23 protein-coding genes are annotated in these 21,991 nt (G+C 66.9%); 6 read left to right on the top strand and 17 right to left on the bottom strand.

The features are described 5' to 3' along the window. Positions 1-97 precede the first annotated feature (97 nt). The 6 genes from ACFQEV_RS12365 to ACFQEV_RS12340 form a co-directional block, all read right to left on the bottom strand. Positions 98-868: an SDR family NAD(P)-dependent oxidoreductase gene (locus ACFQEV_RS12365; protein ID WP_379696371.1), complete on the bottom strand. Its 771-nt coding sequence runs from the start codon at positions 866-868 to the stop codon at positions 98-100. Between the two features lie 97 nt (positions 869-965). Beyond that, positions 966-2,174 carry a cytochrome P450 gene (locus ACFQEV_RS12360; protein ID WP_379696368.1) on the bottom strand — a complete coding sequence of 403 codons (1,209 nt, stop codon included), beginning with the start codon at positions 2,172-2,174 and terminating at the stop codon, positions 966-968. A 131-nt stretch (positions 2,175-2,305) separates the two neighbouring features. Continuing rightward, positions 2,306-2,926 (bottom strand): TetR/AcrR family transcriptional regulator, encoded by a 621-nt coding sequence (locus ACFQEV_RS12355; protein ID WP_379696366.1) that lies wholly within the window; start codon positions 2,924-2,926, stop codon positions 2,306-2,308. Positions 2,927-3,321: 395 nt separating this feature from the next. After that, entirely contained in the window at positions 3,322-4,128 is an 807-nt protein-coding gene (locus tag ACFQEV_RS12350) for a DUF1801 domain-containing protein (protein ID WP_379699852.1), read from the bottom strand. A gap of 185 nt (positions 4,129-4,313) precedes the next feature. Next, positions 4,314-4,625, bottom strand: a complete 312-nt coding sequence (locus tag ACFQEV_RS12345) for a chorismate mutase (protein ID WP_379696363.1) — start codon at positions 4,623-4,625, stop codon at positions 4,314-4,316. Then, positions 4,622-5,473, bottom strand: a complete 852-nt coding sequence (locus tag ACFQEV_RS12340; RefSeq protein ID WP_379696360.1) for a shikimate kinase — start codon at positions 5,471-5,473, stop codon at positions 4,622-4,624. The genes ACFQEV_RS12345 and ACFQEV_RS12340 overlap by 4 nt, the downstream gene beginning before the upstream one ends. 117 nt (positions 5,474-5,590) lie before the next feature. Between ACFQEV_RS12340 and ACFQEV_RS12335 the strand changes: the two genes are divergently transcribed. Then, positions 5,591-6,022 carry a DUF5796 family protein gene (locus ACFQEV_RS12335; RefSeq protein ID WP_379696357.1) on the top strand — a complete coding sequence of 144 codons (432 nt, stop codon included), beginning with the start codon at positions 5,591-5,593 and terminating at the stop codon, positions 6,020-6,022. Next, entirely contained in the window at positions 6,022-6,252 is a 231-nt protein-coding gene (locus ACFQEV_RS12330) for a DUF7508 domain-containing protein (protein ID WP_379696354.1), read from the top strand. The genes ACFQEV_RS12335 and ACFQEV_RS12330 overlap by 1 nt, the downstream gene beginning before the upstream one ends. A gap of 46 nt (positions 6,253-6,298) precedes the next feature. Here ACFQEV_RS12330 and ACFQEV_RS12325 read toward each other — a convergent pair whose 3' ends face one another. Further along, positions 6,299-6,433, bottom strand: coding sequence for a DUF7128 family protein (locus ACFQEV_RS12325; RefSeq protein ID WP_379696351.1), 135 nt, complete (start codon positions 6,431-6,433; stop codon positions 6,299-6,301). A 117-nt stretch (positions 6,434-6,550) separates the two neighbouring features. On the opposite strand from ACFQEV_RS12325, the gene ACFQEV_RS12320 reads away from it, so the two are divergent. Continuing rightward, complete coding sequence (locus tag ACFQEV_RS12320) at positions 6,551-8,716, top strand: CDC48 family AAA ATPase (protein ID WP_379696349.1); 2,166 nt, start codon at positions 6,551-6,553, stop codon at positions 8,714-8,716. 21 nt (positions 8,717-8,737) lie between these two features. On the opposite strand, the gene ACFQEV_RS12315 is transcribed toward ACFQEV_RS12320, so the two are convergent. From ACFQEV_RS12315 to ACFQEV_RS12285, 7 genes are all read right to left on the bottom strand, one after another. Further along, positions 8,738-9,850, bottom strand: coding sequence for an AI-2E family transporter (locus ACFQEV_RS12315; protein ID WP_379696346.1), 1,113 nt, complete (start codon positions 9,848-9,850; stop codon positions 8,738-8,740). A 50-nt stretch (positions 9,851-9,900) separates the two neighbouring features. Further along, positions 9,901-10,614, bottom strand: a complete 714-nt coding sequence (locus ACFQEV_RS12310; protein WP_379696343.1) for a class I SAM-dependent methyltransferase — start codon at positions 10,612-10,614, stop codon at positions 9,901-9,903. Between the two features lie 75 nt (positions 10,615-10,689). Continuing rightward, the gene (locus tag ACFQEV_RS12305; protein ID WP_379696340.1) at positions 10,690-13,536 is read right to left on the bottom strand and encodes a DEAD/DEAH box helicase; all 2,847 of its coding nucleotides are present in this window, start codon (positions 13,534-13,536) and stop codon (positions 10,690-10,692) included. A 71-nt stretch (positions 13,537-13,607) separates the two neighbouring features. Then, positions 13,608-13,733, bottom strand: a complete 126-nt coding sequence (locus ACFQEV_RS12300; protein ID WP_379696338.1) for a hypothetical protein — start codon at positions 13,731-13,733, stop codon at positions 13,608-13,610. 68 nt (positions 13,734-13,801) lie between these two features. After that, the gene (locus tag ACFQEV_RS12295; RefSeq protein WP_379696335.1) at positions 13,802-14,599 is read right to left on the bottom strand and encodes a metallophosphoesterase; all 798 of its coding nucleotides are present in this window, start codon (positions 14,597-14,599) and stop codon (positions 13,802-13,804) included. Positions 14,600-14,606: 7 nt separating this feature from the next. Continuing rightward, positions 14,607-16,574 (bottom strand): rpa-associated protein, encoded by a 1,968-nt coding sequence (locus ACFQEV_RS12290; protein ID WP_379696332.1) that lies wholly within the window; start codon positions 16,572-16,574, stop codon positions 14,607-14,609. After that, the gene (locus ACFQEV_RS12285; protein ID WP_379696329.1) at positions 16,571-17,842 is read right to left on the bottom strand and encodes a Single-stranded DNA binding protein; all 1,272 of its coding nucleotides are present in this window, start codon (positions 17,840-17,842) and stop codon (positions 16,571-16,573) included. The genes ACFQEV_RS12290 and ACFQEV_RS12285 overlap by 4 nt, the downstream gene beginning before the upstream one ends. A 96-nt stretch (positions 17,843-17,938) precedes the next feature. Here ACFQEV_RS12285 and ACFQEV_RS12280 point away from each other — a divergent pair, with 96 nt between their 5' ends. Next, positions 17,939-18,355: a DUF7510 family protein gene (locus ACFQEV_RS12280; RefSeq protein ID WP_379696326.1), complete on the top strand. Its 417-nt coding sequence runs from the start codon at positions 17,939-17,941 to the stop codon at positions 18,353-18,355. 45 nt (positions 18,356-18,400) lie between these two features. Here ACFQEV_RS12280 and ACFQEV_RS12275 read toward each other — a convergent pair whose 3' ends face one another. Beyond that, positions 18,401-19,432 (bottom strand): glycosyltransferase family 4 protein, encoded by a 1,032-nt coding sequence (locus tag ACFQEV_RS12275; RefSeq protein ID WP_379699849.1) that lies wholly within the window; start codon positions 19,430-19,432, stop codon positions 18,401-18,403. A gap of 115 nt (positions 19,433-19,547) precedes the next feature. Here ACFQEV_RS12275 and ACFQEV_RS12270 point away from each other — a divergent pair, with 115 nt between their 5' ends. Together ACFQEV_RS12270 and trxA are read left to right on the top strand one after the other, a co-directional pair. Beyond that, positions 19,548-20,210 carry a 2,5-diamino-6-(ribosylamino)-4(3H)-pyrimidinone 5'-phosphate reductase gene (locus ACFQEV_RS12270; protein WP_379696323.1) on the top strand — a complete coding sequence of 221 codons (663 nt, stop codon included), beginning with the start codon at positions 19,548-19,550 and terminating at the stop codon, positions 20,208-20,210. 127 nt (positions 20,211-20,337) lie between these two features. Beyond that, positions 20,338-20,676 (top strand): thioredoxin, encoded by a 339-nt coding sequence (trxA, locus tag ACFQEV_RS12265; protein ID WP_379696321.1) that lies wholly within the window; start codon positions 20,338-20,340, stop codon positions 20,674-20,676. A 47-nt stretch (positions 20,677-20,723) separates the two neighbouring features. Here the strand turns inward: trxA and ACFQEV_RS12260 are convergent, their stop codons facing one another. Beyond that, positions 20,724-20,906 carry a hypothetical protein gene (locus tag ACFQEV_RS12260; RefSeq protein ID WP_379696318.1) on the bottom strand — a complete coding sequence of 61 codons (183 nt, stop codon included), beginning with the start codon at positions 20,904-20,906 and terminating at the stop codon, positions 20,724-20,726. Positions 20,907-21,062: 156 nt separating this feature from the next. Then, positions 21,063-21,887 carry a hypothetical protein gene (locus ACFQEV_RS12255; protein WP_379696315.1) on the bottom strand — a complete coding sequence of 275 codons (825 nt, stop codon included), beginning with the start codon at positions 21,885-21,887 and terminating at the stop codon, positions 21,063-21,065. Positions 21,888-21,991: the final 104 nt, after the last annotated feature.

Below are 21,991 nucleotides of genomic sequence, written 5' to 3'. Positions count from 1 at the left end.
ACTAATCAGTCAGTTAGTCATAAGTCTTGTCGGTCTAGAGACGGCATTCTGTACCCGAGACAGACCGACAGTCGAAAAGGGAAGTTGGCCGTCCGTTTCAGTCAGCGGCCTGACCGCCGTCGACGGGGATCGTATGGCCGGTGATGTACGAGGCGTCGGACGAGAAGAGGAAGGCGACGACGCCAGCTATCTCCTCCGGTTCCGCGACGCGTTCCATCGGGACATCGGTCATCGCCGACACGTCGAACGGCATCGAATCAGGGCCGCTTTGTCGAGCTTCCGAGTTCGCTTGAATGTTCGTCTTCGTCGGGCCCGGAGCGACGGCATTGACCCTGATTTCTTGAGCCGCGTATTCGAGCGCGACCGATTTCGTCAGACCAACGACTCCGTGCTTACTAGCCGAGTAACTGGAGAGCCCAGCCATCCCCACCAATCCGGCCTCCGACGCAGTATTGACAATCGCACCGTTCTCCTGTTCTGCCATGACGGGCAGTTCGGCTTTCACGCAGGCCCATACCCCCTTCAGGTTGATGTCGAGAAGCCGGTCCCACTGTTCGTCCTCGATGTCCGTCACTGCCGCAAAATCAGTAATGCCGGCGTTGTTGTGCGCGAAGTCGAGACTTCCGTAGGTGTCGACCGCGACGTCTACCAGTCGCTCGACCGACTCAGTGTCGGAAACGTCGACTTCAACGAAGGTTGCGTCACCGCCGGAGTCCTCAATTAGGTCTACCGTCTCGCGACCGGTTTCTTCGACGACGTCCGCGACGACGACGTTGGCTCCCTCCGCTGCGAGACGCTGTGCCGACGCACGTCCGATCCCCGATCCTGCTCCTGTTACTAGTGCCGTCTTCTCTTCCAATCCATCCATATGTTTACTTCGCGTCGATTGATGTCGTTATTTGCACGATCTTTCTCCTCGCATCTCTCGCCGATGAGGGATGATGGACTGCCGATTCGGTAGCGATCTAGCTCACCCGACAGGGGAGAGATCGGAGACCGTAGTGTTCCGATATCGGTCGAAGCCCAGACAGATCCGCATCGAGACTGTCGAAGCGCGTGAGAAGTCGGTCGAGCGCGATATCCGCCTCGAGACGCGCGAGCGGTGCGCCTAAACAGTAGTGGACGCCCTTTCCGAATGCGAGGTGTTGGTTCGGCCGACGCTCTGGACGGAACGCCTCCGGTCCGTCGAAGACCTCTGGATCACGGTTCGCGGCGCCCACCCAGACGTTCACGACCTCCCCCGCCTCGATCTGCTGCCCGCTAAGTTCGACGTCCTCGACGGCAACGCGCTGTACTTCCTGTATCGGGGACCGATAGCGAAGCACCTCTTCGATGGCCTTCTTGTGGTCGATTTCGCCCGACGCCACGGCCTCCGTTATGCCTTGTTCCTCGAAACACCAGATGGCGTTAGTAAGGAGGTTCGTCGTCGTAATGTTACCCGCGAGGAGAAGGATCATACAGAAGCCGATCTTCTCTTGCAGGTTCAGTTCGTCCGCCGTCGCCGCTAGCGTGATGAGATCGTCTCCCTCGCCCGCCTGTCGTTCGTTGAGAAGTTTAGCGAAGTACTGGCCCATCTCCTTTTGAGCGGTTTCTCTCCGTCGCTTCATCCGCTGGATAGCTTCCTCGCTACTGTCTTCGGGGCGGGCGATGAGCGCGTCTGACCACTCTTTGAACCGGTCGCGGCGTTCGGCAGGGATACCCAGTAGTTCCGCAATGACCGTCACCGGGAACGGAATGGCGAACTCCTCGACGAAGTCAAATCGGCCCGCGTCTTCGAGTCCGTCTACTAGCTTGTCGGTGAGTTCTCCGAGCCGAGGTCGGTATTCGCGAAGTGCACCGGGTTGGAAACGCTCGTTTACGAACCCCCGTAGACGCTCGTGCTCCGGGGGGTCGGTGCTGATCATGGTTTTGAGTACCGCCATATCGCTCCCAGCGTCACCCGAGGGGTTCTCAGCACTCCCGGACCGATCCGCCGAGAACGTCTCGTGATCGCGGAGGACGCGATCGACGTCCTCGTAGCGGAAGACGTCCCACGTCTTGCGTTCTTCGTCGTAGTGGACAGGGGCTTCGCGCCGCATCTCGGTGTACCAGTCGAACGGCGCAAGCTTCGCGTCACGGCTCCGTAACGGGGCCGGTATCTGTCGGGCGCTATCGATCGAATCAGTTGACTGCATGGGTTAATTGATCAATTAATTAATTATAGGCCTTTCGGCGATTCCGGTCGATCAGCGTCGTACGCTGGCCGGTAATTAGGTCGAAAGCGGGCGAAACGCGTGAGGGCAGAAAACCCGGAAAGTAGCAGGCGTCAGTCGTCGCGAGCGATATCGTCGATGATGTCGTCGACGATTTCTTCTACTCGGTCAGTGGCCGTCTCCCAGTTCGTTGTCGCTCGAGTGTGGGTGGCCTGCATGAGCAGGAAGAAAAGATGATCAGCCGTCAGTTTCGGGTCGACAGGGCGGAATTCGCCGCGCTCGATACCGGTCCTGAGAATCGCTGTGATAGCCTCGCGGACGCGTTCCTCCAGGGCTGTCGTCTCCGCGCGGAAGTCGTCGTCCCAGATTGCGTGTCCCCACAACTCCACGAACACGCGCGACATCGCCGTCTCGATATCGGTTGGCGGCGACTCCATCACCTGTTGGACTCGTACGGGGTCGGGATGGAGTAGTTGCGCGACGACTTGTCGGAGTTCCGCCTCCGGGTCGTGGACCGGTTCCTCGTCTACCCCTGTGACGAAGAGGTCCACGAAGACGTCAAGCATCGAAAGTAGTAACTCGTCCTTGCTGTCGAAGTAGTGGTAGATGAGCGACGGATTCTGCCCGAGTTCGTCGCCGATATCCACGATCGTGAGGTCCGCGTAGCCGTGCTCAGCGAGCGCACGGAATGCGGCTTCTCGAATCCGTTGTTCGGTCCCCGAAGCGCCCTTCATTATGGATGTACACTATCGACGGCCAGAAGGGAACTTCGATATCAGCGAGCGACCACCGGCAGAACCTCGAACGTATCGTCACCCGAGGCAGGGCCACGCTTCGGTTCGGTGTTCGAGGCGTCGATCGAGCGTCGTCATATTTTGTCGTCCGACTCTGAGAACCTCGTGAGAGCTTATCTGCCCGTAGTATTTATTATTTGATATTTCTGTGCCAGTTCGTAGTGAGGGGGTCAGACGGGCGGGAGTCACGGCCGGAGTCGTAATCGGCGTCGTAGCGTTCGCTCTCGATCTGACCGTAACCGTCGCGGGAGTCGCAGTACTCGTCCGTTAGCTGGTCGTTCGGGCCGTCGGGAACTTTTGTTGTCGAACCCCTCTCCTAGGCGTCGGGTTACTCCTCACCAATTCATTCCCGGGTCGTCGGCGGCTTGCCGTATCCAGGACGCGACCTGCTCTTCGTCCAGCGTGTCCGTCTCCGTCAGGTCGAGAGCCTGTCTCTGCGGCGCCGTTCCGCTAGGTGGCTCCGGTTCGAGGTGCGTTTCGCACACGAACGAGAGTTTCACGTGCTTCGAGAATGCGCTGAAAGACGCGAACCATCCGTTGTCCTCGACGCCGTAGAACGGCTGGTGATACCGGACGGCGCGGCGCACATGGGGCACCTCGCGTCGGACGAGTTCGTCGAACCGCGTCGCGAACTCCCGCTTCCACCCCGGTAACGCTGCGATGTATGCCTCAACGGCCGCCGACCCGTCGGTATCGTCGTTCCGCCGCGCCTTCTGATACTGCTTTTCTCGGTCTTCCCACTCCTCCTGCGTCGGAACGTGATCCGGTAACTCGATTTCCCCGAAGTCCTCGTCCGCGACGGTGTTCTCCCCCTTCCGGCCCGATACCGCGGTCACGACCGCGATCGGCTCCGACTCTTCGGAACCGGAAAACAGGTCGAAGTCCAGCCGCAGCGTCCCTCCTCGCCAGTGGCGAGCGAATCCCACCCAGCCGTCGATGTGGTCGTCCCGGACGTCTCGCTCCACGCGGAACAGACCCAACATCGCTGGAACGACGTCGGCACCCCATTGGAGACCCTTCTCTAAATCCGTAAAGCGAACGCCATCGTCGTGGTCGGCTTGGTAGTAGGGTGCTCTGATCGCTCGGTTCGCCATCACGAGTTCGGAAACCTCTCGGGCAGAAGGAGGGCTAGACACGCTCATACTCACCTACTCAATTGGCATGTGAGGCAATTAACATATCTACGGTTCACACGCCGAATTCGGCCCGGTGCCCGTTCGCCTCCGGAACCGGGTACTCGTTCACCGACCGAGAGCGAAAGAACGACCACTGGAGGAAGATTCGACTAATCCAACCGCACCAGATGCCTCAAAACGCTCGCTTTCGACTATCGCTTGTTCCGTTGCTCCACCTTGTTCAGTTCGATGAGCAACCGGAAGACGGCCTTCACCAGGTTCGAGTCCACGTCGAACCGTTCGGCGTTCTCGCCGGCGCGTCGCATCACCTGCTCTTCCTGCCCCTCGTCGGTCGTCGGCAGGTCCCGCTCTGCTTTCACCTGCGCGACGGTCTCGGCGACGTACGTCCGGCGGGCGATGAGTTCGACTATCTCGCGGTCGATGTCCTCTATCTCCTCGCGGAGTTCGTCCAGCGTCATCTCGTCCGGTCGTCGTGCGTCGTCTGCGTCGGTGTCTCGTGTCATAGTGTGCGTGCTCCGTCTGTTCGGGTCGTCAGCAGTCGCGTCCGGCCGTCGCGTCGGTCCCACAGGTCCCTCACGCGTTCGAGGTCCGAGCGGTCGCCCACCGCGACGACGCTCGGTCCGGTTCCGGAGAGGGAGACGCCCGCCGCGTGGGGCATCGCCTCGACGGCGGGGTCCGCCGGGAAGCCGAGGGCGGCGGAGAACGCCAGCCCGTTCACCGTCATCGCCTCGGCGTACCGGCCCTCCACCGCGAGGTCGGCCACCAGTTCGGCCATCGGCGCGACGTTCTCGCAGCGTTCGACGTCGGCGTCGGCGCTGTAGGCGCGTTCGTCGGGCGTCCACACGAGGACGTCCCACTCGACTTCGTCGCGGGCGAGGAGTTCGTCCTCGCGGTTGTCCGTCACGGTGACGCCGCCGAGCATCGACGCGGAGGCGTCGTCGAACGCCCCGGTGACGGCGACGCCGGTGTCGCGGGCGGCGCGGACGCCGAGGCGGCAGGCCTCCTCCCGGTCGGGGTCGACGCCGAGGGCGGCGGCGGCGGCCAGGACGGAGGCGTTCGCGGCGGCGCTGGAACTTTTCAGCCCCGCGGCCATCGGCACCTCGCTCTCCGTGCGGACGCGGCCGCCGTACTCCGCGCCGTCGCCGTAGCGTTCGACGGCGAGTTCGACGCACCGTTCGATCAGGCGCGTGTCCGCCTCGGCGTCCTCCGCCACCTCGCCTGCGACGGTGCCGGAGTCGTCGAGTTCCACCGTCGCCGTCGTCTCGGCGTCGATGGCGAAGGCGGACCCGACGCCCGTCGCGAGGGCGTTCAGGACCGTCCCCGCACCGAGCGCTACTGCGCGGCCGTGCATACCAGTAGGGACGCGAGCGAACGGAAAGGTGTAGCGGTGGGTGCGGATTTAGCCGTCTCCGCGGCGGGGAACAGACCCATCGCGCACCTTTTCACCGGCCCGCGCCAACGCGAGAGTATGAGCGCGCGCAACGACGTGGCGCCGAGTACGCTCGGCGTCGAACTCCTCGAACACGGGGTGCAGGTCGAGTACACCGACGGGCGGACGACGCTCTACCGGGGCGTCCCCGAGAAAGTCGACGGGACGCTCACGACGAGTCCGGGCAAGCAGGTGCACGTCCTCGTCACCGACCCGACGGAGACGGAGGGCGTGATGGTGTACGTCAACGACCTCAAGACGCACGACGACATCCTCGAATCGACGGGCGTCGGGCGCGTCATCCTGGAGAAGGGCGAAGAGGAGGAGATATTCCCCGGCGTCACGGTCCGAAGCGTCGCCGGGATGCGGACCGAGGTGGAGGCCGACCCCGAGGAGGCGCGCGGGCGCGTCTTCGTCTTCGCGGAGGACGACTGGGGCGAAGACTCCTACGAGTTCGTCGACGAGGACTGATGTCGCTCCGGAAGCGCTGGCGACCGCTGACGCGTTCGACGGTCGGCGAGACGCCCGACGCCTACGGCGTCGTCGAGTTCGGCGACGAATCGGGCGACGTCATAGAGGCAACGGCCGGACTCCTCCCGGACGTTCTCAGGGAGGAACTCTCCTACGGGTCGGCCGAGAAAGTCCGCTGGAAGCGCGCCCAGTCGCCGGACCACGCGGAACGACTGCTCGACGACCTGTAGTTCGCGGTGCCGAAGGCGACGGGCCGGGGTGCCACGAACCGCCGCCTTACTGGAGGTACGACGGACTCTCCGTGTCGCAGTTGCCTTCGTGCTGTTTCGCCTCCTCCTTCGTGTCGAACAGCAACCCGCACCCGTCGCACTGGTACCACGTCATGTCGTCTCGTTCGGTCGTAGATACCATACCCGGCTGTTCGCTATCGTACCATAAAAAATCGTCCAGAAATTCAGCGATCGGAGGACGTTCGCCGCGCGGTGTCAGCGCGGAAGGATAAAGAAAGGGCCCACCTAAGGGCCGGGTATGACCGACGAGGAGGGTCTCACGCTGACCGTCCGCGGCGCGGAGAAACGCGACGCCGGGCGGGGGATCGCCCGGCTTCCGGAGGCGACGCGCCGCAAACTCGGCGTCCTCAGCGGCGACACCGTCGTCGTCGAGGGGTCGCGCGAGACGGTGGCGAAGGTGTGGCCCGCCGGGAGCACCGTCCCCGAGGGCGTCGTCCTCATCGACGCCGACACGCGCGCCAACGCGGGCGCGAAGATAGACGAGTCCGTCCGCGTCTCGAAGGTGGACGTCGAGGACGCCCGCTCCGTCACGCTGGCGATGCCCGACGACGTGGCGTTCGAAGACCAAGACCGGGCGGTGGACCTCATCAAGACCAGCCTGCAGGACCGGCCGATACAGGCGGGCGGGCAGATTCACTTCGAACGGCTCAGCAGGGACCCGTTCGTCGTCTCGGAGACGAACCCCGACGGGATGGTCCGAATCACCCGCTCGACGAGGCTCGAACTCGTCAGGCGGGGGCGCGTCGAACGCGTCGTCGCCTCCGTCGGCCCCTCCGACGACGAGGACCAGCAGTCGACCGGCGTCACCTACGAGGACATCGGCGGACTGGACGAGGAACTGGACTTGGTGCGGGAGATGATAGAGCTCCCCCTCTCGGAACCGGAGGTGTTCGCCCACCTCGGCATCGACCCGCCGAAGGGCGTCCTGCTTCACGGCCCGCCGGGGACGGGGAAGACGCTCATCGCCAAAGCCGTCGCGAACGAGGTCGACGCCACCTTCCTCACCATCTCCGGCCCGGAGATAATGTCGAAGTACAAGGGCGAGTCCGAGGAGAAACTCCGCGAACGGTTCGAGGAGGCCAGAGAGAACGCCCCGGCCATCGTCTTCTTCGACGAGATAGACTCGATCGCATCGAAGCGAGAGGACGGCGGCGACGTGGAGAACCGCATCGTCGGCCAACTCCTCTCTCTCATGGACGGGTTGGACGCCCGCGGCGACGTCATCGTCATCGGCGCGACGAACCGCGTCGATACGCTCGACCCGGCCCTGCGCCGCGGCGGCCGCTTCGACCGCGAGATAGAGATCGGCGTGCCGAACGAACGGGGCCGCCGCGAGATCCTCGACGTCCACACCCGCCGGATGCCTCTCGCGGAGAACGTGGACTTGGAACGCCTCGCCGCCCGAACGCACGGCTTCGTCGGCGCGGACCTCGAATCGCTGGCGAAGGAGGCGGCGATGACCGCGTTACGACGCTCCCGGCGCGGGGAGACGGGCGACGCGCCCGATTCGCTCACCGAGTTGGAGGTGACGGCCGCCGACTTCGAGTCCGCGATGGCGTCGGTCGAACCCTCGGCGATGCGGGAGTTCGTCGCCGAGTCGCCGACGACGACGTTCGACGAGGTGGGCGGCCTGGAGGAGGCGAAGGGAACGCTCGAACGCGCCGTGACGTGGCCGCTGACGTACGCGCCGTTGTTCGAGGCGGCGAACACGGACGCGCCCTCCGGCGTCCTGTTGCACGGCCCCCCGGGAACCGGGAAGACGCTCCTCGCGCGGGCCATCGCGGGCGAGAGCGGCGTCAACTTCATCCACGTGCGCGGACCCGAACTGCTGGACCGCTACGTCGGCGAGTCCGAGAAGTCCGTCCGCGAGGTGTTCGAACGGGCGCGGCAGGCCGCCCCGGCCATCGTCTTCTTCGACGAGATAGACGCCATCGCCACGAACCGCGACTCGATGGGCGGCGACTCCGGCGTCACCGAACGCGTCGTCTCCCAACTCTTGACCGAGTTGGACCGACTGGCGGACAACCCGAACCTCGTCGTCCTCGCGGCGACGAACCGGAAGGACGCGCTGGACCCCGCGCTTCTCCGACCGGGCCGCCTCGAATCGCACGTCGAGGTGCCCGCGCCCGACGCGGACGCCCGGCGCGCCATCCTCGGCGTCCACACCCGCGAGAAACCCGTCGCGGAGGACGTGGACTTAGACGCGTTGGCGGGGCGGATGGAGGGCTACTCCGGGGCGGACGTGGCGGCGGTGTGCCGCGAGGCGGCGATGCGCGCCATCGAGGAGGTGGCGTCGGCCTACGAGGGCGAGGCGGCGAACGACCACGCCGACGAGGTGCGCATCCGCCGGGAACACTTCGACGCCGCCCTCGACTCGGTTCGACCGGCGGGTTCGCCGGCGTAAGCGACCGAAGCGCGTTCTCCGTCAGTCGTCGTTCGACGGCGGGTCCGACCCGATAGACCGGGCGGCGGTGACGTGCGGCGTGACCGGTTGGCCGTGTATCAACTCGCTGAACGCGATGCGGACGACCTGGACCGAGAGGACGACGATGAGGGGGCCGAGGAACAGCCCGTACCACCCGAACAGCATCGGCCCGCCGATGTAGCCGAACAGGACCAACCCGGTGTGGGTGCTCCGACCGGCCAGTTTCGGCAGGACGAACGTGAGCGGGACGAAATCGAGGAAGATGAACGCGACGACCAACAGCACAGCCGGGTAGACGAGCAACGGCCCGCCGGTTCGGACGGCCGCGAACGCGAGGTAGCCGACCAACGGCACGTAGACGACTTTTCCGACGACCAGCGGAATCAGCGTCGCCAGTCCGGTCGCGAGGGCAAACGCCGTCGGGAGCGGAATCGAGACGGCCTGCGGCGCGACGAGGTTGTAGCCGTTGTAGATGACGCCCGAGAGGATGCCCACGACGAACACCAGCAGGGTGGTGCTGAAGTAGACGGTTTCGAGGTCGGTGTCCACGGCGGTGGCGTAGGCGTACCCCGCGGAGTCCTCGTCGGCCACCTCCGACCGGAACCACCCGTCGATGTCCCGCCCCTCCCGGAGGAGGTAGTAGGCGACGAGAAGCGCGAAGAACACGTGCATCACCGCCGTCGTCGCCGCGCCGAGCGTCTCCATCGCGGCCGTGATCGCTTCCTCGCCGCTTCCGCCGCCGGAACTCCGAACCGCCGAGCGAACCGTCTCGACCGGGTTCGAGCGCAACGCGTCCACGTTGACGTACGGTTGCAGGAGTCGTTGATACTGTTCGGCGACCGCGCCGACTTCGTTGAGGCCGACGAGGAAGAAGTACGCGAGGAGGGCGAAGACGGGAACCGCGAGGAGGAACACCGTCGCCGACGCGGCGTGTTCGTCCGATCCGAGGTGCGGTCGGAGGCGGTGAAACACCGGGCGCGTCCCGTAGTAGACGAATATCGCGAGGGCGACGGTGCCGATGAACTGGTACACCGCGAAGGCGAGAAACAGCGCGAGCGTCGCCGTCAGTCCCCACCACGCGATGCGCGACCGCTCCGATGGCAGACGGGTCATAGCGTCCGCTACAAGCGGGGCCGCGTTAAGCGTGTTTGCGAGGGTAACGCTCACTTCTGCAAGCGTGCGCTGTAGTATCCCGCGTCGCCGCCGTCCGTCACCTCTGCGACGGTCCACGCCGTCTCGGCGCACGCCGCGCGGAGTTCGCCCGGCGAGAACGTCCGAAAGTCGAGTCGCGGCCCGACGAGTCCGCGGCCCCGGTACTCGACGCGGAAGGTTCGGCGGCCGACGCCCGCCTCGTCGGTCGGTCGGTGTCCGTGCGACCCGTCGGCGTCGGCGGGGTCGTAGGAGTCCACGACCGCCTCGCCCGTCTCCGTCGTCGCGCGGGCGAGTGCGTCGAGGAAGGAGACCAGTTCCGCCCGCGAGGATGCAAGCGCCGCCTGCGTGCCGCGTACGAACGCCGTCTTGAAGCGGTCGGAGGCGACCGGCATCCGGAACATGTCCGCGACGAACGCGCGCTCGACGCCGCGTTCGCGCGCCGCGCGGACCGCCCTCGGACTCGCGTCGAACCCGACCACCGTCCCCCGATTTTGGACGGCGAGCGCGTGGTTGCCCGCGCCGCACCCCACGTCGAGGACGGGCGTCCGGAGGCCGTCTACGAGTGACCGAAGCGACTCCGACCACTCGTCGGGCGGCGCGAAGTAGAACGACTCGACGTTCGCGTCCCACGCCTCCCCCGTCTCGGGGTCGTAGTGGACGCACGACCCGTCGTAGTCGCCGCGAACGTAGTCCAACATCGCCGCACCGAGTGCGTCGTCCGGCATGGAGAGGACATCTCCCCGAGAAGTGATAAAACCCTGACGTGTGCTACTAACTGTCATATCCAGGGCGACCGTCCCTCAGTCCCAGAACGACTGCGTTCGCGCGTACTGTCGCTCCTGTTGGAGGATGTCGCGGTAGAAGTCGGCCTCGTCCTCGCGGAGTTTGGCGATGATTCGCGCGGCGTTCTGCGGGCCGACGCCGCGGGCGGCCAACGCGATTACGGCCTGCTTGCCGTGACTCTGGACGAGGCTAGCGGAGCGATACGCGCGCCTCGTCAGTCGCTCCTGTTCGTCGTCTTTCTCCGCCGCGCGAACCGCCTTCACCGTCTCCTCGTCCCACGGGTTGAGGCAGGCGATGCGCGTCGCGCCGCACTCCGGGCACTCGGGTTCGTCGGGGACGCGCCGCACCTTCGTCTTGCGCTTCCAGTCCTTGCAGTGGAGACACAACAGGATGACCCGGTCGTTCTGGATTCGATCCTTGATGGCCTCGATGACGCTCGCGTCGGCGTTCTCGGGGACGAGGAAGTCGCGCCCGCCCGAACTCCCGTCGATGCCGATGGGCGTGCGTTCGCGGGCGGTGGCCAGTTCCACCGCTCCCTCGTGGATTCGGCGGAGGAGGGCCGTCGCCTCCGGGACGGCCAGATCAACGTGGAACACCTCGCGCACCGCCTCGTCGTAGACGGGGGTGTCTTCGAGGGCGGCGACGAGTCGGTCCGCGCCGAAGCGCTTGTTCCCCTGATAGCGCTTCAGTGCGCCGAACTTCGCGGCCACCTGCGCGAGGGTGAACTTCAGCGAGTCGGAGTGCTTCAACGCGAGTTCGAGGAGTCCCTCGACGTGGTCGGGGTCCGTCGCCTCCAGAACCTCGACGAACGCGTGGACGGACACCTTCGGCGGCACCTCGAAGGAGACGCGGTAGGGGTCCACCTCGATGCCGACGGACGACCCGGTTCGCTGGCCGACGAGGGCCGCAAGCAGTCGGCCGAGCGTCTCGTTCACGCGGTGGCCGTGACAGGAGTTGAGGACGACCCGCCGCGCTTGGCCCTCGAGGACGAGGCGGTCCGCCGTCGGAATCGGGTGACCCGCCTCCACCTGCCTCTCGACGGGTTTCAACGCCTCCGAGAGCGTGTATTCGTCGGTCGGATAGCGCGTCAGTACGTCGCGGGCGACGGCCGACCGGTCGGCCCCCGCCTCGAACTGCCGGGCGGCGATGTCGCGTATCTCGCCGACTTCGCCCGCGACGGGTTCGGGGACGGGGATCTCCGACCCGGTCCACGACGGCACCTCGCCGGCGGGGTCCTCGATGGGCGTGACGTTCACCCGCGCCTCGTCGTCGTCGATGTCGTTGATGCGCCACATCTCGCCGCGTTGGATGAACGACGCGCCGGGTTCCGCGAAGTTGACGACGAACCGCTCGTCGAGGGTGCCTATCTGCCGCCGCGAGGACATGTCGTGGACGTCGTACGTCTCCTCGTCGGGGATCATCGACAGGTTGGCGTAGAAGTACTGCCACGTCCCGCCGGACTTCTCCAGGAGGTCCTTCTCCTCGTCCAACCACAGCAGGCGGTTGCTGCTCAGTTCGCGGACCACCTCGCGGAACTTCTCCTCCGAGAGGTCGCGGAACGGGTAGGCCGACGTGACGAATTCGTACGCCTTCCGTGCCGACGCCTCGCCGGTGTCCATGACGATGCCGACGATCTGGTTGGCGACGGTGTCGAGACTGCCGTGGTGGATGTGGGCGGGTTCCACGTCGCCCGCCTCGGCGCGGCGGGCGATGGCGAGGGCTTCGAGGGTGTCGTCCGGGTCGGCGGTGATGATGGTGCCGCGGGACACCTCGTCGCGGCGGTGCCCCGCCCGGCCGACGCGTTGGAGGAGGCGCGACACCTCGCGCGGACTGCCGTACTGGACGACGTGGTCCACCCGCCCGACGTCGATGCCGAGTTCCATCGACGACGTGCAGACGAGCGCGTCGAGTTCGCCCGCCTTGAACCGGTCCTCCACGTCGATTCGCACGTCCTTCGAGAGCGACCCGTGGTGGACTTCGATGGGCGCGCCGAGTTTCTTCACCCGCGACCCGAGCGCTTCGGCGGTCTGACGGGTGTTGACGAACACGAGCGTCGATTCGTGCTCGCGCACCAAGTCGCGGACGAGGCGGACGTGACTCGCTATCTCGGCGTCCGTGGCGAGTTCGCCCGACAGCGTCTCGTCCTCGCGCGTCACTTCGGGGTGGACGACGGTGAAGTCCACCTTGCTGGCGACGTCCACCTCGACTATCTCGAAGGACCGGTCGCCGGTGAGGAACTTCCCCACCTCCTCGGGCGACCCGACGGTGGCCGAGAGGCCGATTCGCTGGAACGGCCCGGCGAGTTCCCGCAGGCGTTCGAGGCCGATGGTCAACTGCGCGCCGCGCTTGGCCGAGGCGAGTTCGTGCACCTCGTCGACGACGACGTGCCGAACGTCCGAGAGCGCCTGCCGGAGTTTCTTCCCGGTCAGCATCGCCTGTAGCGTCTCCGGCGTCGTCACCAACACGTCCGGCGGGTCGTTCGCCTGCTTCTGCCGTTGGTACTGGGTGGTGTCGCCGTGGCGGACGTCTATCTCCACGTCCAACTCCTCGCCCCACCACTCCAGTCGCTCCCGCATGTCGCGGTTCAGGGCGCGAAGCGGCGTGATGTACAGCGCCGAGAGGCCCTCTCGGTCCTCGTCGGGAGATTCGACGATCGAGTTCAGCACGGGGAGCATCGCCGTCTCCGTCTTCCCCGTCCCGGTGGGGGCGATGACGAGGGCGTTCTTCCCCGCCGCGAGGGGCGGAATCGCCCGACGCTGCGGCTCCGTGGGGGTGGTGAACCCTCGCTTCGATAGCGCGTCGCAGACGGTTTCGCCCAGGAACGTGAACGCGTCCATACCCTGCGCGGACGGCCCGTTTTGCATCGTTTCCGCTAGCGGCGCGAGCGGATTAAGCGCACCGCTCTCGGCGTCTCGCCCCGCCGAACGGCGGTCTTTTACTTCCCGAGGAGTCGCAACGCGACGCCCGCGAGGAAGACGATGCCACCGGCGATGAACGTGACGGGCACGGGGAGGACGAACAGCAGTACGCCGAGAGCCATGACTACCGTGGAGAGTCGCATACCCACTCGCACTCCCGGCGGACGGAAATGCGGTGTTGCCGCGCGGGGTGACAGTCGCCTCAGCCGACTTACAGCGAGTCGTACGCGCCGAGGCGCGTCCCGTCGAGGAGGTACGCGTCCGCCGAGAGGAGCGCGTCGGGGAGGAACGGCGAGAGGAAGCCCTGCCCCTCGACGTTGACCCACGTTCCGCCCGACCGGTTGTTGAACGCCGGGAAGACGACGAGTTCCGGACTCCTCCAGTCGAGTTCCGAAACGTCGAGTTCGAGGTGCGCTGCGAACGGTTCGGGCCGGAGGGGGCCGCGCAACCACGCGCGTTCCTTGCGCCCGCCGCCGACCGAATCCTCGAGTCTGACGGCGGGGTGTTCGTGCGCCGAGCAGACCACGTCGGCCTCGATTACCTCCCGCTTGGGCCACCGGTGGCCGTGGACGAACCCCACGTCGCCGAGGCGGACGCCCGCCCCGTCGGTGACGGCGAACCGGTCGCCGTACTCGGGGGCGAGTCGTTCCTCGACGCCGCCGTCGTGGTTCCCGCGGACGAGGGTGACGGGGACGCGGTCGGTCACCGCCGCCGCGAACGCCGCAAGTTCGCCCTCCTCGTCGCCCTTCGGGCCGCCGATTCGGTGCCCCAAGTCGCCGAGGATGACGAGTCTGTCGGGGTCTGTCCGGTCGAGGAGCGACTCGATTCGGGCGCGCCGGACGTCCGCGTCGCTGTCGAGTTCGACGCCGCGTTCGTACCGGAGACCCGCCTCGATGCCGGCGTGGTAGTCGGCGACGACGAGTGCGCGTTCGCCGCCGACGTCGGCGACGGCCGCCGGTTCGCCGGAGACGGGTTCGACCAACGGGCCGGTGCGGCGCGGGGGTGCCATCGACGCCTCAGATGGACTTCAGCGTACCCTCGGCGGGTTCGTAGCACTTCCCGCCCATCAACGCGTCCTCGATGGCGTCCTCCACGTCGCCGGGGTCCGCGCCGTACCGGTCCACGACGGCGGCGACGACTTCCTCTCGGTCCGCGCCGTCGCCGTCGTCGAGGTCCGACATCACCTCGACGGCGGCGTCTTCGAGGTCCACGTCTTCGAGGTCGGCCTCTTCCTCGGCCTCGTCGGCGTCCGAATCGGTCTCCGCCGCCTCCGCCTCGTCGGCGTCGGGTTCCGCCGTCTCGACGGACTCGGACTCGTTCGTCGCCTCTTCGGCGTCCACGCCGCCGGACGCCGGGCCGGACTCCGACACCTCGTCGACGTCCGGCACGTCGATGTCGGCCTCGCCGGGCGAATCGACCTCCGCGCCGGTGGAGAACTCCGTGCCGAACTCCTCTTCGACCTGCCGGCGTTCCTCCTCGTCCATCTCGTACATCTCGTCGGTCGTCGCCGAGTCGGCGTCGGTCCCGTTCGACGCCAGTTCGTCGGACTCGCCGGTGGGCGAGGCGTCGTCGCCGAAGTCGCCCAAGTCGTCCGTCGCCTCGGTCTCGGGTTCGGTCTCCGCGGCCGGTTCGTCCGCCCCGAAGTCGCCCAGGTCGTCCGTCGAGTCCGACTCGGAGGGGACCGGTTCGGGGTCGGCCGGCGCGTCGTCGGATTCGAGGACCGACGCCGCGTCGCCGGCGGGTTCCGGCGTCCGTTCGGTGGTGTCCTCAGTCTCGTCGCCGGCATCGCCCGCGTCGGGGACCGGTTCGGGGGTGGACTCGGGGCCGTCGCCCGCCGTCGGGTCCGTGGGGGACACCTCGTCCGCGTCGACGTCACCGGAACGCTCCGCATTCCGGTTTGCGGACGAGACGCTCTGCGTCTCGTCGACGTCGGAGGGTAGCGAATCGGCGTCCGTCGAGTCGGCGGCCGTCTCGTCCGTCTCCGTCCCTTCGTCGGCCGTCCGCACGTCCGCGGCCGACTCGTCGGCCGTCGCCACGTCGTCGGCGGAGACGGCGTCCTCGCCCGCCAGTCCCTCGGTGTCCTCGACGGTGGACTCGACCGTTCCCTCGTCGGGGGTCACGTCGTCGGTCGTCGGATCCGTGGCGGTCACGTCGTCGGCGTCTGGTTCCGGTTCCTCGTCGGAGGCCGCACCCTCGGCGGACGTCGCCTCCTCGTCGGGCGTCGTCGCCTCCGCCGCGGTTTCGACGGGCGAGTACTCGCCGATGTCGATGTCCGGAAGCGGACCCAGCGTGTTCGGCCCGTCGTCGCCGGGCGCGACGTCGAGGGGCCCGACGGAGTCCACGTCGCCCGAGACGAGTTCCAACGCCTCGACCGCGAGGCGTCGGACCGCTTCGAGGTAGTGTTCGGTCGTCCCGTAGTGTTCGATGGCCATCGGGATGCCCGTCGCCAGCGTCGATTCGACGCCGCGGGCTTCGAGGGCGCGGCGCAGGTCGTCGCCGCGTTCGTCCATCTCCAACGCCTCGGCGAACGTCGCCACGCGTTCGAGGGTGGCCTCCGCCGCAGAGACGACCCACCGGTCGCGCGTGTCGGCGTCCACGTCATTGATGCTCTCGGGGCGAACCGAGGTGAACACGCGGTCCGAATCCTCCGGTTCGTACGTCCGCGCCTTCCCCGTCAGGGAGACGAACGCGGGCGGAGAGGCTTGATCGAGGAACGCCATCGCCTCGGGTTGGTACTGCCCGGCGTAGGTGACGAACGCGCCGGAGGGATCCACGACGCGGCCGCGGAGGACCTCCTCGTTGACGTTCTCTATCTCCGTGAGGACGCCGACGGCGAACAGGCGGTTCACCCGCGCGCCGGTCGGCGTCACGACGTAGTTCGGCGCGCGTTCCTCGTCGCCCTCCGAGTAGGAGAACGACGCGTCGTCGAACTCGGCTGCGAACATCCGGTGAGCCACCTCGCGGCGGTTCTCGACGACGCTCATGCGCCCACCTCCTCGCGGAGGGCGGCGGCGCGGTCGGCCGGGTCGTCCTCCGTCTCCTCGAACTCCGTGGCTTCGAGGTTCGCGCCGTAGTCGTCCACCGAGAGGTTGCCGCGGACGCGGAACTCCCGCCCGACGACGGTGTCGCGGATGTCGTCGGCGACGACTTCCTTGTCCATCGCCTCGCGGGCCTGTTCCATCGCCTCCTCCATCGTGCCGCCGTACAGCGTCTCCGTCAGGTCGCGGTCTAAGACGACGGTGACGGTGCCGGTGCCGTCGTCGAGGATGGCCTTCACGCGCATGTCGTCCTCGCCGTCCACGTCGCCGTGGGAGCGACACTGGCCGTTCTGGAGGACGCGCCCGCAGTCGGGGCAGCGTTCGATGAGGCCGGACCCGTCGCGGACTTCCAGCAGGTTGCCGGTCACCTCCACGTCGAACATCCCGCCGGACCCGACGGCCTCGCCGATTCGCATCCGCGGGGCCGACTCGTTGACCTCGACGTCGCGGCCCAACGGCGTGACGGTGGTGAACTCCGAGAGGTTGATCTGGGGGACGCCGCGGAACTCGCGGACGTACACGTCCTCGAACCGCAGGGTCGCGCCATCCCGCAGGTCGGGCCGCGCGCCCCAGTCGGTGAAGGGGAGGCGGCCCGTCTCGTCGGCGACGACGCCCGACCGGATGAGCGTCTCGCCGTCGCGGCCGTCGATGGTCCGTTCCTCGGATTCGAGGACGCGGACTTCGACCGTCCGACCGCGGTCACCCGCGCGGACGTCCACGAGGTCGGTTTCGCCGCCCACCTCGTACGGCGTCTCGACGGGCGTCGTCTCGACGGCGACGGTGGAACTGGAACCGAGGTTGAGTTCCGGTTCGCCGTCCCACTCGCGGACGCCGGCGTTGCCGACGGTGACGGAGTCGCCGGGTTCGAAGCCGAAGTCCTCCCACGCGGTGTAGGATATCTTCCCCGTCTCGTCGGCGAGTTCGCCCTCTCGGATGGTCTGTTCTTCGCCCTGATAGCGAATCGAGCGTCGGCCGACGGTCAACACGCGCACGGTGACGGTGACGTTGCCGTCCTCGGTGGTGATGTCCGCCACGTCCTTCGAGGCGGGCGAACTCCCGCCGCCGTCGCCGCCGCCGTGCTTGCGCCGGACGCTCTGTTTCGCCTCGTCTATCGGGACGCTGTACTCTAACAGGTTCTGTAGGTCGGATTTGACCTCCGCTTTGTCTACGCCGAGGGTGGAGGCGAGTTCCTCGGCATGGTCGTCTACGTCCATCGTATCGAGATTCGCTCTCGTACCGTAAAAAGGGTTTCCGGCGCGGGGGTCCCGCGGCACGAACTGCTAAGTGGCGGGGCCGACACCCGACAACGTATGGCAGCGTCACCAGACGAGGGCGACGAGGACGACGAGGAGTCCGTCACGTTCAGCGTCACCATCGAGGACGGAACGACGGAGATAACGATGCGCGGCGACAGGGACACCGCGGTGGTCGTCCGTTCGGAGTCGGGAGAGCGCATCTACCTACCCCCCGAGGACTTCCGTCGGAACCCGCGGGAGTCCGACGACAGCCCGTACCAGTCGGTGCGTTCGGACAGCCCGTACCAGTCTGCGGAGTCGGACAGTCCCTACCAGTCGGTGAGTTCCGACAGCCCGTACCAGTCGGCGGACTCCGACAGCCCGTACCAACCCGCGCGGCAGAGTCTCCCCAGCGAGGGCCTCGTCCCGACGGCGGACGGCTACCGCATCCGCCACCCCGAACCCGCGACGGACGTTCGCGTCCTGCGGTAGTTCGGCGGCGACGGGTACGAGAGAAGAGACTCTGCGGCCGTTCGCTCAGGCGATTCGCTCGTAGAACTCGATGGTCTGGTCCACCACCTCGTCCCACGTCAGCGGTTCGTACTCCGGCGGCCCCTCCAAGGAGAGGCCGTACTCGATGCCCTCGGCGATGGACTGGGAGTTGGGGTCCACCTCGATGACGCAGTCCTCCGGTAACACCTCCGCGGCACCGCTCTCGGTGGCGACGACGCGCGTGCCCACCGAGAGGGCTTCGACGATGGTGATGCCGAACGGTTCCGAAAGCGAGGGCGAGACGAACAGGTCCGCCGAGGCGTAGTAGTCGCCGAGTTCCTCCTCGGGGACGTAGCCGACCCACTCGATTCGGTCCTCGACGCCCAGCAGTTCCGCGAACCGCTTCAGTTGGTCCGTCAGGTGGCCGGACCCGCCCATCACGAGGGTCACGTCGTCGCGGCGGAGTTTGTCGAGTGCGTAGACGAGATGTGCGATACCCTTCTGGTCGGTGTGTCGCCCGACGAAGAACACCATGTGGCCGTCGATGCCGAGTTCCTCCTTCAGGTCGCGGCCGGTCGTCTCGACGGTGGAGAAGCCGTTGTAGATGACCTCCGGTTTCCGCCCGTACTCCTCGTTCACCTTGTTCGCCAGCAGTTCGCTCACCGCCAGCAAGTGGTCGCAGCGTTCGACGACGCGGCGTTCCGTCTCGACTTCCCGCTTCGGCGGGTCGATGTTCCGATCCGAGGAGAGCGAGTGGAACGTCGTCACCCACTCCACGTCCGCGTCGTCGTTGGACTTCGCGCGCGAACCCGGACCGTAGCCGAACCAGTCGTGCGTGTGGACGATGTCGGCGTCCTCGGCGCGTTCCGCGAAGGTCGAACTGAGCTGACCGATGCGGGTGATGATGTCGCCGTCGCCGGTCGGAACGCCGATGATTCCGTCGCGGTCCTCCGGCGCGTACTCGGCGGGGAGCACCAACTCGATGTCGGTTCCCCTCGCTTGCAGGCCGTCGAACAACTCTCCGACGTGCGTGTCGAGTCCGCCACTCACGTTCGGAGGGAACCCCCATCCGAGCATCAGAATCTTCGGCGACATACGTGCGCCACAATGACACGGTGGCTTATATAATTCGTGACCGTTCGGCGTCTCCGCGACCGAAAGTCGAATACGCCGACCGCACCCACGTTCGCGCATGCACGTCGTCGTCAACGCCGCCGCGAGCGTGGACGGGAAACTCTCGAACAGGCGGCGCGAACAGGTGGAGATAAGCGGCGAGGAGGACTTCGCCCGCGTGGACCGCGTCCGCGCGGAGAACGACGCCGTCCTCGTCGGTATCGGGACCGTCCTCGCGGACGACCCCCACCTCACCGTGGACGGGCAGTCGCTTCGGGCGGCCCGACAGGCCGAGGGCCGCCCGGCGAATCCGGTCCGCGTCGTCGCGGACTCCCGCGGACGGACGCCGACGGACGCTCGCATCCTCGACGAGGCGGCGGAGACGTACGTCCTCGTCTCGGAGGCCGCCCCCGAGAACCGAATCGAGGCGCTCGAATCGGCGGGGGCGACGGTCATCGTCACGGGCGAGGAACGCGTCTCCCTCTCGGAGGCGTTCCGGTCGCTCGAATCCTGCGGCGTCGAGTCGGTGATGGTGGAAGGCGGCGGCGAGGTCATCTTCTCGCTGTTCGAGGAGGGCGCGGCGGACGAACTGCGCGTCTACGTCGGGTCGATGGTCGTCGGCGGGCGCGACGCGCCGACGCTGGCCGACGGTGAGGGGTTCGTCGAGGGGTTTCCGACCCTCTCGCTGCGCGAGGTGGAACGCCTGGACGACGGCGTTCTGCTCTCGTACGACGTGGAGTAGGGGCGACCGAACGGTGAGGCGCGGCGGGGACGCGTCGGTCCCCCGACGGGGGCCTCGACCGAGCGGTCGTGCGGACGCCGAACAGAGACGCTCAATAGTTAAGGCGGTCCCGGCTGTAAGACGTGGTATGAGCACACCGGAATCTACTGGCTCGCCCGTCCACGTCGAGAGCGCGGAACACCTCGACGAACTCGTCTCGGACAACGACGTCGTTCTCGTCGACTACTACGCGGACTGGTGCGGTCCGTGCAAGATGCTCGAACCGACGGTCGAGGAGATAGCCGAGGAGACGGACGCCGCCGTCCTGAAGGTGGACATCGACGAACTGCAGGAACTCGCCCAAGAGCAGGGAATCCGCTCGGTGCCGACGCTCCAGTTCTACCACAACGGCGACCAGGCCAAGCAGGTCATCGGCGTGCAGGACAAAGACGACCTCGTCGAGATAATCGACCAGCTCTCGAACTGAGCGCCTTCTCCCGTCGATTCGTCACCGCCGCCTCGGAGGACCGGCCCTCACAGGCGGCCGACGGTGACGCTGTGGCCGGTCTTCTCGTCGTGCCGGTCCGCCATGTTGCGGGCGTCCTCCGCGTCCACTTCGAGCGACTCTACCCGACAGTCGTGGCAGACGACGTGGTAGTACTGCGCGGTTACGCCTTCGTTCGACCCTTCTTCGGACCGTGATCGACTCCGTGTCATCTCTCGTCGGTCCGAGCGTCCCCGCGAGGGGACATAAGTAAACGTCGCATATACGACCGGTTCGCAGCGCGTACGCGACGGTAGACGCCGCCTACGGTGTCGAGGGAGGCCCGGAGCGGCCGTCCGAGAGGACGCACGACGAGCGACAGATCCCTCTCAGAACGCGTTGGTCCGCACGCGCGCGGGGGTGGTGTCGCGTTCGTCCACGTAGACGAACACGTCCGTATCGGGGGCAGAGTTCACCTCGAACGCCTCCACGCGCCCCGAGAACAGGTACCGGTCGCCGAGGACGTGCAACCCGCCGGCGTCCTCGGGCCGCGCGCCGGTTTCGTCGGCGGCCGTCAGCGTCCCGTCGGAGTTCCTCGTCACCGCGTCGTCGGCGTCGGCCGAGAACGTGCCGGCGTCGGTATCGAGTGCGGGGTCGGCCTCGTGAAATCGACACGAGTAGGTAGTCGGCCCGTTCGCCGTCACCATGAGCGAGAACGGTCCGTCCCACCCGGACGCGGGTTCGGCGGTGGTGACCTCCGCGCCGCCGACGCGACGCTCGTTCACGTACACGTTGACGTCGTAGTCGCCCTGCGGACGGATGTCCAACGCCACCGGAATCTGCGCCCGGAAGCGGTCGCCGTAGTAGGCAGTACCGCCCGCCGACTCTTCGCGCGGTCCGGTCACCTCGTCGCGTATCTCGGCGACGTCCTCCCGTTCCACCGGTCGAATCTCGTCGTCGTCGTCGGCCGCGAACGCGCCGCCCTCCGTGTCAGGTTCGAGTTCGCCGTCGACGGTGACGGAGTACTCGGCCGGACCGTTCGCCGCGATCATCAGCGTGTGCATCGGCGACTGCGCCGTTCGCCGGGTCGCCCCGACGACGCCTCCACTCGCCACCGCCCCGCCGCCGACGGCGACGGTTCGGAGGACGGTACGCCGCGTCACCCCTCCTGCGTTCCCGGCCGCCGTTCCGTGTCCAGCGTTATCATCTATCATGCCTGAAGTGATACGCGGAATACATAAATAACTAGTTCCACACGCGGCGGACGGACGCGCAACTCGGCGAGTTATCGAACCGACGCCTCAAAGTGGCAGACGCG

It is taken from the genome of Halopelagius fulvigenes (assembly GCF_042662625.1).
In the GTDB taxonomy this organism is placed as follows: Archaea; Halobacteriota; Halobacteria; order Halobacteriales; family Haloferacaceae; genus Halopelagius; species Halopelagius fulvigenes.
Note: the sequence above shows the minus strand (reverse complement) of the source record. Positions and strands in the feature narration are given on the sequence as shown.